Annotated in this window: 14 protein-coding genes; 12 read left to right on the top strand and 2 right to left on the bottom strand. The window is 31.9% G+C overall.

The genetic code is table 11. From position 1 onward, the window contains the following. Positions 1-3: 3 nt before the first annotated feature. The 6 genes from HMPREF3134_RS10550 to HMPREF3134_RS10525 all read left to right on the top strand — a co-directional run bounded on the left by HMPREF3134_RS10550 (position 4) and on the right by HMPREF3134_RS10525 (position 6,530). A complete protein-coding gene (locus HMPREF3134_RS10550) occupies positions 4-936 on the top strand; it encodes a tagatose-6-phosphate kinase (RefSeq protein WP_070442750.1) in 933 nt (310 codons plus the stop codon). Between the two features lie 3 nt (positions 937-939). Continuing rightward, positions 940-1,917 (top strand): tagatose-bisphosphate aldolase, encoded by a 978-nt coding sequence (lacD, locus tag HMPREF3134_RS10545; RefSeq protein WP_011275158.1) that lies wholly within the window; start codon positions 940-942, stop codon positions 1,915-1,917. A gap of 19 nt (positions 1,918-1,936) precedes the next feature. Beyond that, positions 1,937-2,251: a PTS lactose/cellobiose transporter subunit IIA gene (locus tag HMPREF3134_RS10540; protein WP_002448512.1), complete on the top strand. Its 315-nt coding sequence runs from the start codon at positions 1,937-1,939 to the stop codon at positions 2,249-2,251. A 5-nt stretch (positions 2,252-2,256) separates the two neighbouring features. Then, positions 2,257-4,008, top strand: a complete 1,752-nt coding sequence (locus HMPREF3134_RS10535; protein ID WP_070442747.1) for a lactose-specific PTS transporter subunit EIIC — start codon at positions 2,257-2,259, stop codon at positions 4,006-4,008. 15 nt (positions 4,009-4,023) lie between these two features. Continuing rightward, entirely contained in the window at positions 4,024-5,436 is a 1,413-nt protein-coding gene (gene lacG, locus HMPREF3134_RS10530; RefSeq protein ID WP_141738641.1) for a 6-phospho-beta-galactosidase, read from the top strand. Between the two features lie 242 nt (positions 5,437-5,678). Beyond that, a complete protein-coding gene (locus HMPREF3134_RS10525; protein WP_370739558.1) occupies positions 5,679-6,530 on the top strand; it encodes an alpha/beta hydrolase in 852 nt (283 codons plus the stop codon). A gap of 42 nt (positions 6,531-6,572) precedes the next feature. Here HMPREF3134_RS10525 and HMPREF3134_RS10520 read toward each other — a convergent pair whose 3' ends face one another. Next, positions 6,573-7,574, bottom strand: a complete 1,002-nt coding sequence (locus HMPREF3134_RS10520) for an LLM class flavin-dependent oxidoreductase (RefSeq protein WP_070442739.1) — start codon at positions 7,572-7,574, stop codon at positions 6,573-6,575. Between the two features lie 144 nt (positions 7,575-7,718). Here HMPREF3134_RS10520 and HMPREF3134_RS10515 point away from each other — a divergent pair, with 144 nt between their 5' ends. From HMPREF3134_RS10515 to HMPREF3134_RS10495, 5 genes are all read left to right on the top strand, one after another. Further along, positions 7,719-8,729 carry a zinc-binding alcohol dehydrogenase family protein gene (locus HMPREF3134_RS10515; RefSeq protein ID WP_070442736.1) on the top strand — a complete coding sequence of 337 codons (1,011 nt, stop codon included), beginning with the start codon at positions 7,719-7,721 and terminating at the stop codon, positions 8,727-8,729. Between the two features lie 120 nt (positions 8,730-8,849). Continuing rightward, entirely contained in the window at positions 8,850-10,400 is a 1,551-nt protein-coding gene (locus tag HMPREF3134_RS10510) for a BCCT family transporter (RefSeq protein WP_070442733.1), read from the top strand. Positions 10,401-10,576: 176 nt separating this feature from the next. Then, positions 10,577-11,113, top strand: a complete 537-nt coding sequence (gene amaP, locus HMPREF3134_RS10505; RefSeq protein ID WP_070442730.1) for an alkaline shock response membrane anchor protein AmaP — start codon at positions 10,577-10,579, stop codon at positions 11,111-11,113. A gap of 12 nt (positions 11,114-11,125) precedes the next feature. Continuing rightward, on the top strand, positions 11,126-11,365 hold the full coding sequence (locus HMPREF3134_RS10500; protein ID WP_011275167.1) for a DUF2273 domain-containing protein: 240 nt from the start codon (positions 11,126-11,128) through the stop codon (positions 11,363-11,365). 56 nt (positions 11,366-11,421) lie between these two features. Then, positions 11,422-11,952, top strand: coding sequence for an Asp23/Gls24 family envelope stress response protein (locus tag HMPREF3134_RS10495; RefSeq protein ID WP_011275168.1), 531 nt, complete (start codon positions 11,422-11,424; stop codon positions 11,950-11,952). Positions 11,953-12,029: 77 nt separating this feature from the next. Here the strand turns inward: HMPREF3134_RS10495 and HMPREF3134_RS10490 are convergent, their stop codons facing one another. Continuing rightward, entirely contained in the window at positions 12,030-13,979 is a 1,950-nt protein-coding gene (locus HMPREF3134_RS10490) for an IucA/IucC family protein (protein ID WP_070442728.1), read from the bottom strand. Between the two features lie 114 nt (positions 13,980-14,093). Between HMPREF3134_RS10490 and HMPREF3134_RS10485 the strand changes: the two genes are divergently transcribed. Beyond that, complete coding sequence (locus HMPREF3134_RS10485) at positions 14,094-15,263, top strand: MFS transporter (RefSeq protein ID WP_070442725.1); 1,170 nt, start codon at positions 14,094-14,096, stop codon at positions 15,261-15,263. Position 15,264: the final 1 nt, after the last annotated feature.

Here is a 15,264-nt window from a genome sequence, read left to right as displayed (position 1 = left end):
GAAATGATTCTAACATTAACTTTAAATCCTTCAGTTGATATCTCTTACCCATTAGAACAGTTTCATCTAGATACTGTGAATAGAGTTAAAAAGACGAGTAAAACTGCTGGAGGAAAAGGATTAAATGTAACACGTGTATTATCAGAATTTGGCGAAAATGTGTTAGCAAGTGGCTTTTTAGGTGGCGCATTAGGTCAATTTATTGAAGAACAATTAACGGATGCTCAAATTGAACAGTCTTTCTTCAAAATAAAAGGAGAAACACGAAATTGTATCGCTATTCTACATGAAGGACAACAAACTGAAATACTTGAACAAGGACCAACTATTGGCAAGGAAGAAGCAGAGAGCTATAAAACACATCTTTTAGAACTATTTAAAAGAGCTAATGTTATAGCGATGTCTGGAAGTTTACCTAAAGGTCTTAATACAAATTACTACGCTGATATTGTGAAATTAGCAAATAAACAAGGTCTACCTACGATTTTAGATAGTTCTGGTCAATCATTAATGGATGTATTGTTAAGCGAGAATAAGCCTTCAGTGATAAAACCTAATATTGATGAATTATCTCAATTATTACACACTACTGTCACTACAGATATCGATAGTTTAAAAGAAGCGGTTACTCAACCCATATTCAAAGGTATTGAATGGATTATTGTTTCTTTAGGTGGCGATGGCGCTTTCGCTAAACATCATCAAACATTTTATAAAGTAAATATTCCAAAAATAGAAGTCGTTAATCCTGTAGGGTCTGGTGATTCTACAGTGGCAGGTATTGCATCAGGTCTTGTTCATCAACAATCCGATGAAGATTTACTGAAAAAAGCTAATGCATTTGGAATGTTAAATGCAATGGAGCATCAAACAGGTCATATTAATGTAGATAAATTTAAAGAACTATTCAAACAAATTGAAGTTATAGAGGTGTAATTCATGACAAAATCACAACAAAAACTAGCATCAATCGAACAATTAAGTAATCAAGATGGGATTATTTCAGCTTTAGCATTTGATCAACGTGGAGCATTAAAAAGAATGATGGCTGAACATCAAACAGAACCTCCTACAGTTGAACAAATTGAACAATTAAAAGTACTTGTATCAGAAGAGTTAACACAATATGCATCTTCTATTCTTTTAGATCCTGAATATGGCTTACCTGCTTCTGATGCACGTAATAAAGAGTGTGGTTTATTACTTGCATATGAAAAAACTGGATATGACGTGAATGCAAAAGGTCGTTTACCAGATTGCTTAGTAGAATGGTCTGCTAAACGTTTAAAAGAACAGGGTGCCAATGCAGTTAAATTCTTACTTTATTATGATGTAGATGATTCAGAAGAGATTAACATTCAAAAGAAAGCTTATATTGAACGAATTGGTTCAGAATGTGTTGCTGAAGACATTCCATTTTTCTTAGAAGTGTTAACTTATGATGATAATATTCCAGATAATAAAAGTGCTGAATTTGCAAAAGTAAAACCTCGTAAAGTAAATGAAGCAATGAAGTTATTCTCTGAAGATCGATTCAATGTTGATGTGCTTAAAGTTGAAGTACCCGTAAATATGAATTTTGTTGAAGGATTTACAGAGGGTGAAGTTGTATACACAAAAGAAGAAGCAGCACAACATTTCCGTGATCAAGAAGCAGCGACACATTTACCTTATATTTATTTAAGTGCTGGTGTATCAGCTGAATTATTCCAAGAAACATTAACATTTGCACATGATGCAGGTGCACATTTCAATGGTGTGTTATGTGGGCGTGCGACATGGTCTGGTGCAGTTAAAGTTTATATTGAACAAGGAGAACAAGCTGCAAGAGAATGGTTACGTACAACTGGATATAAAAACATTGATGATTTAAATAAAGTACTAAAAACAACTGCAACATCTTGGAAAGCAAAATAACTTAGGGGAGGTTATTCATATGAACAGAGAAGAAGTACAATTACTTGGTTTTGAAATTGTCGCATATGCAGGAGATGCACGTTCGAAATTATTAGAGGCATTAAACGCTGCTAATGAAGGTGATTTTGATAAAGCTGAACAACTTACGGAGGAAGCAAATGAATGTATTGCAAATGCACATAAAGCTCAAACAAACTTATTAGCTCAAGAAGCGCAAGGTGATGACATTGCATTTAGTATTACAATGATTCACGGTCAAGACCATTTAATGACAACGTTATTATTAAAAGATTTAATGAAGCATTTAATTGAATTATACAAAAAAGGGAGCTGACCCCTATGAATAAGTTAATAGCATGGATAGAAAAAGGAAAGCCGTTCTTTGAAAAAATATCTCGTAATATTTATTTAAGAGCGATTCGTGATGGATTTATTGCAGCAATTCCAATTATCTTGTTCTCAAGTATATTTATTTTAATCACATATGTACCTAACGTGTTTGGCTTCACTTGGAGTAAAACGATGGAAGGTATATTGATGAAACCATATAACTATACCATGGGAATTGTTGGTTTGATTGTAGCTGGAACAACAGCTAAGTCTTTAACCGATTCCTACAACAGGAAATTAGATAAAACCAATCAAATTAACTTTATTTCTACAATGATGGCTGCGATGAGTGGATTTTTATTCTTAGCAGCAGATCCTATTAAAGAGGGTGGATTTTTAAGTGCATTTATGGGCACTAAAGGATTATTAACAGCCTTTATTTCAGCCTTTATTACCGTAATTGTTTATAATTTCTTTATTAAAAGAAATATTACAATAAAAATGCCTAAAGAAGTGCCACCAAATATTTCTCAGGTATTTAAAGATATCTTCCCGTTGTCAGCGGTTATTATCATTATTTATGCATTAGATTTATTATCAAGGAAATTTATTCATACAAATGTAGCGAACGCCGTATTAAAAATCTTTGAACCATTATTTACTGCGGCAGATGGCTGGATTGGTGTCACACTTATCTTCGGTGCTTTCGCATTCTTCTGGTTTGTAGGTATACATGGTCCATCTATTGTTGAACCAGCGATCGCTGCAATTACTTATGCAAATCTTGAAACAAACTTAAATTTGATTCAAGCAGGAGAACATGCAGATAAAATTATTACACCTGGTACACAAATGTTCGTTGCAACTATGGGGGGTACCGGTGCTACATTAGTCGTGCCATTTATGTTTATGTGGTTAACTAAATCAAAACGAAATAAAGCAATTGGTAGAGCATCAGTTGTACCAACATTCTTTGGAGTAAATGAACCAATTTTATTTGGTGCACCACTCGTATTAAATCCAGTATTTTTCATACCATTTATTTTTGCACCAATAGCAAACGTATGGATCTTTAAATTCTTTGTTGATGTACTTAAAATGAATAGTTTTAGCATCTTCTTACCATGGACGACACCAGGTCCTCTTGGTATTGTGATGGGCACAGGATTTGCATTTTGGTCATTTGTGTTAGCAATTGTATTAATTGTAGTTGATGTTATGATTTATTATCCATTTTTAAAAGTATATGATGAACAAATTCTTGAAGAAGAACGTGGTAATAAAGAAGTAAATAATGAATTAAAAGAAAAAGTATCAGCAAACTTTGATACGAAAAAAGCAGATGCAATTTTAGCAACTGCTGGTGCAAATGAAACGACAACAACTGAATCAGCACCTTCAGATGAGGAAGTATCGGCTAAAAATTCATCAAATTCAATTAACGAACAAACTAACGTTTTAGTCTTATGTGCCGGTGGCGGTACAAGTGGATTACTTGCAAATGCGTTAAACAAGGCTGCAGAAGAATATCAGGTACCTGTAAAAGCGGCAGCTGGTGGTTATGGTGCACATATGGATATTATGAAAGACTATCAATTAATTATTTTAGCGCCTCAAGTTGCTTCTAACTATGAAGATATAAAACAAGATACAGATCGACTAGGTATTAAATTAGCTAAAACACAAGGTGTTGAATACATTAATTTAACTCGAGATGGCAAAGCAGCATTAGACTTCGTTCAACAACAATTTGAAAAATAATTAGGAGATGAAAGTATAATGAAAAAATTACCAGAAGATTTTATATTCGGTGGTGCAACAGCAGCTTATCAAGCAGAAGGTGCGACTCAAACAGATGGAAAAGGTCGTGTAGCATGGGACACTTATCTTGAAGAAAACTATTGGTATACAGCTGAACCAGCAAGTGATTTTTATAATAAATATCCTATTGATTTAGAATTAAGTGAAAAATTTGGTGTGAATGGCATTCGTATTTCGATTGCATGGTCACGAATATTCCCTAAAGGATATGGTGAGGTTAATCCTAAAGGTGTTGAATACTATCATAATTTATTTAAAGAATGTCATAGAAGACATGTAGAACCATTTGTAACGTTACATCACTTTGATACACCAGAGACACTACATAGTGATGGTGATTTCTTAAATCGTAAGACAATTGAGTACTTTATTGAGTATGCAAAATTCTGTTTCGAAGAATTTGAAGAAGTAAATTATTGGACTACATTTAATGAGATTGGCCCTATCGGTGATGGCCAATATTTAGTAGGTAAATTCCCTCCTGGAATTAAATACGACTTTGCTAAAGTGTTTCAATCACATCACAACATGATGGTCGCACATGCGAAAGCAGTTAAATTGTTTAAAGATAATGGCTATAGTGGTGAAATAGGTGTCGTGCATGCTTTACCAACTAAATATCCTTATGATCCAACTAATCCAGAAGATGTTAGAGCGGCTGAATTAGAAGATATTATTCATAACAAATTCATTTTAGATGCAACTTATCTAGGTAAATATTCTCGTGAAACTATGGAAGGCGTTCAACACATTTTATCAGTAAATGGTGGTAAATTAGACATACCAGAAGAGGATTATAAAGTATTAGAAGCGGCTAAAGATTTAAATGACTTCCTTGGTATCAATTACTACATGAGTGATTGGATGAGAGGTTACGATGGCGAATCTGAAATTACACATAATGCTACTGGTGATAAAGGTGGTTCTAAATATCAACTTAAAGGTGTAGGTCAACGTGAATTTGATGTTGATGTACCACGTACTGATTGGGACTGGATGATTTATCCTAAAGGCTTATATGATCAAATCATGCGAGTAGTTAAAGATTATCCTAATTACCATAAAATTTATATTACTGAGAACGGACTTGGTTATAAAGACCAATTTGATGAGGAACGTAAAACTGTAGATGATGATGCACGTATAGATTATGTGAAAAAACATTTAGAAGTCATTTCTGATGCTATTCGTGATGGTGCGAATGTGAAAGGGTACTTCATTTGGTCACTCATGGATGTATTTTCTTGGTCAAATGGTTATGAAAAACGATACGGTCTATTTTATGTCGATTTTGAAACGCAAGAACGTTATGCTAAAAAGAGCGCATATTGGTACAAAGAACTAGCGGAAAGTAAGGAAATAAAATAATTGCATTTAATATAACTTTGTAACAAACAGCAATGATAAATACAATTGTAAGGTAGGATTGGGAAATGCTAAAATTTAGCTTTTCTCAGTCCTATTTATTTTTTCTTGGCTTGATCACATGAAAAAATAATTCAAAAATATATATTCAAATTATTACCACATATGCTTAAACGTACAATTTAACTTAATTTTCATTTTTGTAACTACATCATTTATACTTAAAGAAAACAAATTGGAGTATTATTATGAGAATTTTTAAAAAGATAATATCTAGTTTGATTATTAGCCTAATGATTTTTACATTAGTAGGATGTCAATCAAAGAGTAACAATTCATCTCATTATCAAAGTAATGATAAAAAGAAAGTTGCAACTTTATTTATGCATGGATGTGGTGGAACCAATAATTCTGAAAAATATATGGTCTATCAAGCTGTAAAAAAAGGTGTCATCAAGGATGTAGTTACAGCATATGTTTTATCAAACGGAAAAGTACAGTTTAGTGGCAAAATTTCAAAGAAGTCTAGGAATCCAATTATAAAAATATTATTTGAAGATAATAAAAATGGTGACATTATGCAAAATGCTCAAAACATAAAAAATGTACTTACAAAAATGAAATCAAAATACAATATAGATAATTATAATTTTGTAGCGCATTCAATGGGAAACTTATCTTTTGCGTATTTTATGAAATATTATGGAAATGATAAACAATTATCTCAACTTAAAAAAGAAGTAAATATAGCTGGTACATATAACGGTGTTTTATATTTAAATGAAAAAGTAAATGAAATTACTGTCGATAAAGATGGTAAGCCTAGTAAAATGAATGCTGATTATGAAAAATTATTAGATCTAAAAGATGTCTATAAAAATAAAAACATAGAAGTACTAAATATTTATGGTGATTTGAAAGACGGAACACACTCTGATGGAAGGGTATCTAATAGTTCGTCTTGCTCCTTAAAATACTTGTTGGGCAATAGTTCTAAAACATATAAAGAATCTGAATATAAAGGGGAGAAAGCGCAACATAGTGCGCTACATCATAATAAAGAAGTGTCAGATGAAATCATAAATTTTTTATGGTAGTAGTAAGTAATAACATAACTTGAACACTAAAATAATCAAAGTTTAAAGTGAATTATTGGCGACTAATTGAATCAATTCCAATCTTGCTTGTTCCCCATATACATGAGGCATTATCATGATTTCATCCACTTGATACGTATTTAATAAATAAGTTAATTTTAGATGAATATCTTTAGGCAATCCACTTATGACACGGCTTTTATTTTGCTCAATTTTATTACGTTCACTAGTGCTATAATTACGTTGTTGAGCAGTATTAATAGAAGGATATGATTTAGGTTGGTTGAGATAATTAATGCGTAAAAGCCATAAATGTAATGCATCTAATAAATCATCAACTTTATTAAGCGTGTTTGCAGTAACTACAAATGTCGACATAATTACATACGGCTCATTAGATTTTGAAATGTCATTCAATTGTTTGTATCGTTTTCGATAATATTCTATTAGGCTATTAATCTTGGTTTGAGTTTGTCCCATAAATGCAATGACGAATGGTAGCCCTTTTTGAGCAGCTAATTCCGCACTTCTCTCACTCATACCTAGAATAAACATTTGTGGAGAAGTATTAATTTCAGGTGTTGCTTTGATAGACATGAATCGATGTGGGGCTTCATATTTGTTGCTAAAGTAGTGTAGTAAGTCCTCTATTTGATTGTCTAAATTTGGTTTTGTTGATTTATACTCATTAAGTGCTTCATTTACTTGCTTGAAACTCGGAGAACGACCTAAACCCATATCTACTCTATTAGGATGGCGAGCTTCCATTATTCTAAATTGTTCTGCCACTTTGTAGGCACTGTAGTGCGGTAACATGACGCCTCCGCTTCCTATTTTAATCGTTTGTGTTTGTTCTAATAGCATCATCATTACGATTTCAGGTGCACTTGACGCAACAGATAATACATTATGATGTTCTGCAATCCAATATCTTGTATAACCTAATTGTTCAGCAGTTCGGGCTAACGTAATGCTATGATTAAATGCATCATGGGCGTTTCTACCTTCAAAAATTGGAACATAATCTAAAATACTTAATTTCAATTTTTATATGCTCCTTTCAATGATTTTTATAGGAAAAATTAGATTTAGTTGTATTTTAAATTGAAGGCTTCTATATTGCTATATATTTGTTTGAAATATTATACTTAGTTTAATATTAGATTTGAAAAAGGTGGCGGATGAATAGTGAAAGCAATTGGATTTGAACAACCGTTTAAACTATCAGATGGAAATTTATTTAAAACTTATAATTTAGATATACCAGAACCAAAAGGAAATGAATTATTAGTTAAAATTCAGTCTATTAGTGTCAATCCCGTTGATACAAAACAACGATTAATGAACGTGTCAAAAATACCTCGTGTACTAGGATTTGATGCGATTGGTGTGGTTGAATCTGTTGGAAGTGAAGTTACTATGTTTAATCAGGGTGACGTAGTATATTACTCTGGTTCACCTGATCAAAACGGATCAAATTCGGAATACCAATTGATTGATGAGAAATTAGTAGCTAAGGCACCTAAAAATATTAGCGCTGAGCAGGCAGTAAGCTTACCATTAACCGGTATAACAGCATATGAAACATTGTTTGATGTGTTTGGTATTTCACGCAAACGTAGTGAAAATGAAGGTAAAACGTTGTTAATTATAAATGGCGCAGGTGGTGTAGGAAGTATTGTTACTCAAATTGCTAAGTTCTATGGTTTAAGGGTGATTACAACAGCATCGCGTAATGAAACGATTGAATGGACTAAAAAAATGGGTGCTGATATTGTACTCAATCACAAAGAGAGTTTAATAAATCAATTTAAGACACAAGGTATTGAACTGGTTGATTACGTATTCTGTACATTTAATACAGATATGTACTATGACGACATGATTCAATTAGTGAAACCTAGAGGTCATATTGCTACTATTGTAGCTTTTGAAAATGACCAAGATTTAAATGCTTTGAAACCAAAAAGTTTAAGTTTCTCACATGAATTTATGTTTGCTAGACCATTAAATCAAACTGACGATATGATAAAGCATCATGAATATTTAGAAGACATAACAAATAAGGTTGAACAGAATATTTATCAACCTACAACAACTAAAGTTATAGAAGGATTAACCACTGAAAACATCTATCAAGCACACCAAATATTAGAATCCAATACAATGATTGGCAAATTGGTCATTAATTTAAATTAACAAACTATATATATTTCTTTATAAATGGCGTTTATTCCTATAAAAAAAGGCAATAGGATAAACGTCATTTTATTTTGACTTAAATGCTTTATTAACCATTTTATTGAAAGGAGTATTATGTTGCGAAAAAAATCAATTAGTTTTGTGTTTTGGACAGCATTAGCTATTTGTACTCTATTTGTTTTATATGGCGCTTTTATGCCGAAACAATTAGAAACAGGAACCCAAAACATTACTTCATTTATAGCAAAGAATTTTTCTTGGTATTATTTGTTATTGGTTTTATTCATATTTTTTGTTTGTGTATATTTATTGTTTTCAAGATATGCATCGATAACACTTGGTGAAGAAGGTGAAGATCCTGAATTCTCACTACCTTCTTGGTTCGCCATGTTATTTAGTGCTGGTATGGGTATTGGACTAGTATTTTGGACTACTGCAGAACCAATAAGTCACGCATTTACGTTACCCCCTATACATAAAGCAGGTACTCAATCTGCAATCAATGATGCATTTCAATTTTCGTTCTTTCATTGGGGATTACATGCATGGGCAGTATATGGAATTGTAGCATTAGTCTTTGCATATTTTAGTTTCCATAAAGGCTACCCTGGATTAGTAAGTGCAACCTTAGTTCCTATATTTGGTGAAAAATCAATGAAAGGCCCTATAGGTGGTGCAATTGATGTATTAGCTGTTATCGCCACTGTTACAGGTGTCGCAGCAACTCTCGGATTTGGTGCACTTCAAATAAATGAAGGCCTAAATTTCCTATTTAATGTACCAAACAATTTCGGTACACAGGTAATATTAATTATTATTGCGACTATATTGTTTACGTGGTCTGCTTGGTCAGGTATAGATAAAGGGATTAAAACGCTTAGTAACGTCAATATGCTGTTAGCCTTTATTGTATTAATTGGCTTATTTATTGTTGGCCCAACACTTTATATTCTAAATACATTTACAAATGGTTTAGGTAATTATATCTTTAATTTCTTTAGTATGAGTTTACGTATTCCAATGAATGGAGGAGAAAAATTCCAATGGCTCCAAAACTGGACAATATTCTATTGGGCTTGGTGGGTATCATGGGCACCATTCGTAGGTATCTTTATTGCTAGGGTATCTAGAGGTCGTACAATTAAAGAATTTATACTTGGTGTTCTATTTGTACCTTCACTTGTATGTTTCTTCTTCTTTGCTGTATTTGGAGCATCTGCCGTTTATTTACAAGATAAAGGCATTGCTAACATTGCAAAAGAAGCTACTGAAACTGCAACATTTGCTACGTTGGAACATTATCCACTAGGATTTATTCTTAGCATAATTACTCTCGTAGTTATTATGATCTTCTTCGTGACTTCAGCCGATTCAGCAACATACGTATTGGGTATGCTTAGTTCTAAAGGTGACATCAATCCTGCATCATTTGTGAAAGTAAGTTGGGGTATTATTCTAGCATTATTTGCAATGATTATGATTTATACAGGTGGTACACAAGCGATTCAAAACTTATTAATCATTGCCGCTTTACCATTTTCAATAGTTATTATCTTAATGATTTGGTCATTGTTTAAATCATTAAGTATCGATCATCCAAGAACTTCTAATAAGTTTCCAAACATATTACAGTATAAAAGTTCAAAGCAAAAAGAATTGAAAAAATAATAATAAAATATATGTTTTTATTGTGCTAAATTTGGGAATATTCTATCTAGAAAGTAAAACTTTAATAAATATTTATATAATTAAATTAATAGTTTTTCATTAATGTTTTGAAAAATATTTAAAGGGTATTATTTTCTATATAATAATTCAACAATAATTTAGGAGGTGCATACGAGGTGAAAAGGCTAAAAAACTTTATCCTCGGCCTATTAATAGTTGCTATTGTTGGATTCCTATTGTTTATGTACATAAAAGATAGTCGTATATCTAAGTATCAAGACTTCTTCTTACAATTCAATTGGTTCCAACCACTATTAATTGGTTTAGCTGCTCTACTTATATTGATAGGTTTAATATTAGTATTCAGCATCTTTAAACCAACATATAGAAAACCAGGATTATACCAAGATTATGATGATGGTCATATTTATGTATCTCGTAAAGCAGTTGAAAAATCAGCTTACGATACACTTACTAAATACGATCAAGTAAGACAACCTAATGTTGTAGCGAAGCTTTATAATAAGAAAAGCAAATCCTACATTGATATCAAGGCTGACTTCTTAGTACCAAATGATGTACAAGTTAAGTCACTAACTGAAAGTATTCGTTCAGACATTAAGCATAATGTAGAACATTTTACTGAATTACCAGTGAGAAAACTTGAAGTAAATGTCAGAGATCAAAAAACTGCTGGACAACGTGTTCTGTAAGGGAGGGATAACATGGCTGATAATAATAATCAAAATGGACAAGATGCAAGTCAACAAATCATTGACTTCATTAAATCATATAAATGGCGTATCATTGGTTTCTTTGCATTTTTAATTATAGCAATCTTATTCCTAACTTTAGGGTTTTGGAAAACAATTTTGGTTATCGTTTTATGTTTAATCGGAATTGGTGTTGGGTATATTAAAGACCGTACACAGGATTTCATGAATTTCTTAAATAGATGGAGTTAAATAATTTATTTAAGAACTAAATAATAAAAAAATTCAATTATAAAGGAGAATGTAATATGTCAGTAGATAACAATAACAAAGCTAAACAAGCTTACAATAATCAAACTGGAGTTAATGAAAAAGAAAGAGAAGAACAGCAAAAACAAGCAGAACAATACAGAGAACAAAATGAACAACAACAATTTGAAAACAAATTAACTTTCTCAGATGAAGTTGTAGAAAAAATTGCTGGAATCGCAGCTCGTGAAGTTAAAGGTATCTTAGATATGAAAGGCGGTTTCGCTGATAACTTTACTAATGCTTTCTCTAGTGGCAACAATGTAACTACTGGTGTTTCTGTTGAAGTTGGCGAAAAACAAGCAGCAATCGACTTAAAAGTAATCTTAGAATATGGTGAATCAGCACCAAAAATCTTCCGTAAAGTTACTGAATTAGTAAAAGAGCAAGTTAAATATATCACTGGCTTACAAGTTGTAGAAGTTAACATGCAAGTTGATGATGTTATGACTAAAAAAGAATGGCAACAAAAAAACGAAAAAAACAACAATAATAATAACAACAACTCTGAAAGATCAGGATTACAATAATAATAGATTTAACCCTTTAGGTTTATATAGCCTAAAGGGTTTTTATTTTAGAATTAAGCTTTGATTTCTAATATCGTTTAACCATGTAGTGGATTACTTACTTTAATATAAGTATAGTGATGTGCTTCATCTTCTAAACGCATCGTTGTCACGCATTTATAATCAATGTCTCTATCAAATATAATTTGTTTAATTTCTGAAATGTGGCTTGTATTAATATTCGTTAAGCTATTTAAAATGTTATGAATAATTTCGCTTACGCTATCCCACAGTTTAGATTCAAATTCTTCATCCTCAATGAATTTTGAAACAGTTAATATAAGTTCACCTATGTGATTTTGAACTGTCGAGTAAAAGACTTTATTAAATACTGTTGTTTTAGAATCGGTCAAGATTCTAGATTTTTCGTGAAAATGATTTGTCGTATATCCAGATTCATTTAAAAATTGTTCATCAATACGTAAGCCTTCAAAATCACGAATATAAATAGTATTTAATCGTCCATCAGCGTTAAACGTTGCAATTGAATTTTGTAAATGGGCTTCAAGTGCAATGCCATATTTAGCATATAAAGGAATCACTATGCCTAACAATTGAGAAATGTAATCTGACAACCATTCTTGAGCTGCGATATCAAGATTTGATTTGTCGTAATGATGTTTATAACGTTGAATTAAACTAATAATTGGTGGTTCTTCATTATATTTATAATTAACCACTAAACTTGAAGGAATCATAGGAATACTATCTTTTTCAGTTAGATTGTACACATTGTCCCTAAAGAGCGTTCCTAATTGCTCACTTCGGTCTGTTTGAATAGCTTCTTCGTCATTTATATTATAAAAGTGAATACCAGCAAATTCATTTAAAATACCAACTCTATAATGAGTGAAATCTTTATCTTGCTTTAAAATGTCATTTAAGATTTGAGTTACTAAAGGACCATTGTGAGTTGTTTGTTCAGATAAAGTTCTAATTTCACCAGTAATATGTACATTGGTAGATAACTTAATATGTGGCAACGTGCTTGGGAATTTTGGCATTAAAGTTCTAAAAGATAAACCAGCGTAATAAGGTATTTCTATCTTTAGTGGAATCATTAAATTATTATTTATTTCCTCTTCGTATTGACTTAATAATACATTATCTAACTGCCAAGGATGAATAATCATTAAATGATATTCACTCAAATTACTCAAGTTATCACACTCAGTTTTAATTTGGCTATATAGTTCTGGAAATTGCGCTTCTAATTCATCATTATAAGTAAACGATAAAGATTGTGTTCTAGCGACACTTTGATGAATAAGCACACACTTTAAATGAATTTCTTTATTATATTCTGAACTATATTTAATATTCTCGTTAGCATTAAGGCCTTTACGCAATTTAGCTCCAGGATGAAGCGGATGTCCCTCTATAACTGCCTGCTCTGAACGCAAATAACTATCTTGTTCATTAAGAATTATTTCCAATAAAGGTTCATTTGTATGTTGCATCTCATATGCTTGATATGCAAGTGCTAACGCCATATTTGCAACACTGTTTTCCATATCGTCTTTGAATTGAGAACTTGCCTCATTATCAAGCTCTGGATTTTCCTTTAAGATATCAGCTAATACTTCATTAGGGTGAAGTATACGAACACATTGTCTACCATCACTATCACAATAATAAAATGGACCTTCAACATCTACACGGCCAAATGCATGAGTTCCGGAAACTTTTGCGAATAAATATTTATCGCTTTCGGGAAAATGCACGCGCATAATTTGGTGTTCTCCATTTATTGGAAAGTTTTTAATATCACATGACGAGACAAAGGTACTATTTGATTTAGCGTTGACTAAATTTTCTCTGTAAAGGGATGTAATTAAGCGTTGAGAAATTTTATCTCGTGCAACGAGCAATTCATTTTTAATGTAGTTTACTAAATGGGGCATTTCTTGCTTTAAAAACGATAAAGCTCCTAATTCTTCATCAGTTAAATGTAAATCTATATTGTCTATTGAAATTAAATTATCCATATTGCACCTCAAATTTATTTTACAAAAATCTAAATCATTTGTATAATCCATAATATCGATAATGATATTCATTATCAATTATAAAGTTTATTATAAATAAGTAGGTGGAATACTGTGGCGAAATTTTTCTTCTCTAGTTCCTTTTTATTATTTCTAGGGAATTGGATAGGACAAATTGGCTTGAATTGGTATGTACTTACTAGTTATCATAACGCAGTCTATTTGGGATTGGTTAATTTTTGCCGACTCGTACCAATTTTGTTATTAAGTGTCTGGGCTGGCGCTATAGCTGATAAATTTGATAGAGGAAAATTATTGAAATTTACCATATCATCTTCATTTTTAGTGACAAGCACGCTATGTGTTTGTACCTTTTTATTAGAACAAGTGCCGATTATTATCATCCTTATTTATGCCACACTTCGAGGTATGATCAATGCGACGGAAACACCAATAAGACAAGCTGTATTGCCCGATTTATCTGTACATTTAAATACAAGCCAAGCCGTTTCATATCATTCTTTTATCATAAACATATGTCGCTCAATAGGTCCGGCAATCGCAGGATTGATACTCTCAATTTACCATGCACCGTTTACTTTTCTAGTGCAATCAATGTGTTACTTCATTGCTGTTCTATTGTGTTTACCATTAACTTTCAAGACAGTTGGTGAGACAAATAAAGCTAACCAAGGGTTTTCATTTACGGTTGTGTGGGAATACTTTAAGAATAATATGCAGGCCTCAAAAATATTTATTACGTCATTGATTATCATGGCTACTGGTTTTTCGTATACTGCACTAGTACCAGTATTAGTACATGATCTTTTTCCTGGTCGCTCGGAAATCTTTGGTGTGTCAATGACCTTTTGTGCTGTAGGTGGTATGATTGCAACACTTATACTACCCATAATTTTGAAAAAGTTCACCACTGTGCAAATGTATTATTTAAGTTCTTGTCTATTTGGATTAGCGCTTGTAGGTGTCATTATGCATAACATTATATTTATGTTTATCTGCATGTCACTTGTAGGTTTATTTGGTCAATTAGCTAGAACATCAAATCGTATATATTTTCAAGAGGATATAGCATCAGAGCATCGAGGAAAAATATTAAGTATCGTCATGATGGATAGAGGGATGATTCCTTTAGGTAGTTTAATATTAACAACATTATCAGAAATAATGGGACCTATTAATACATTTATCACAATGGGAATATTTACTTTTGTAATTGCCTTTATTGCATATATAATTCAAAGACCAATTAAATTGGAGGAGTAAA

This window comes from Staphylococcus sp. HMSC14D10, from assembly GCF_001808125.1.
GTDB classification, from domain to species: domain Bacteria; phylum Bacillota; class Bacilli; order Staphylococcales; family Staphylococcaceae; genus Staphylococcus; species Staphylococcus haemolyticus.
Note: the sequence above shows the minus strand (reverse complement) of the source record. Positions and strands in the feature narration are given on the sequence as shown.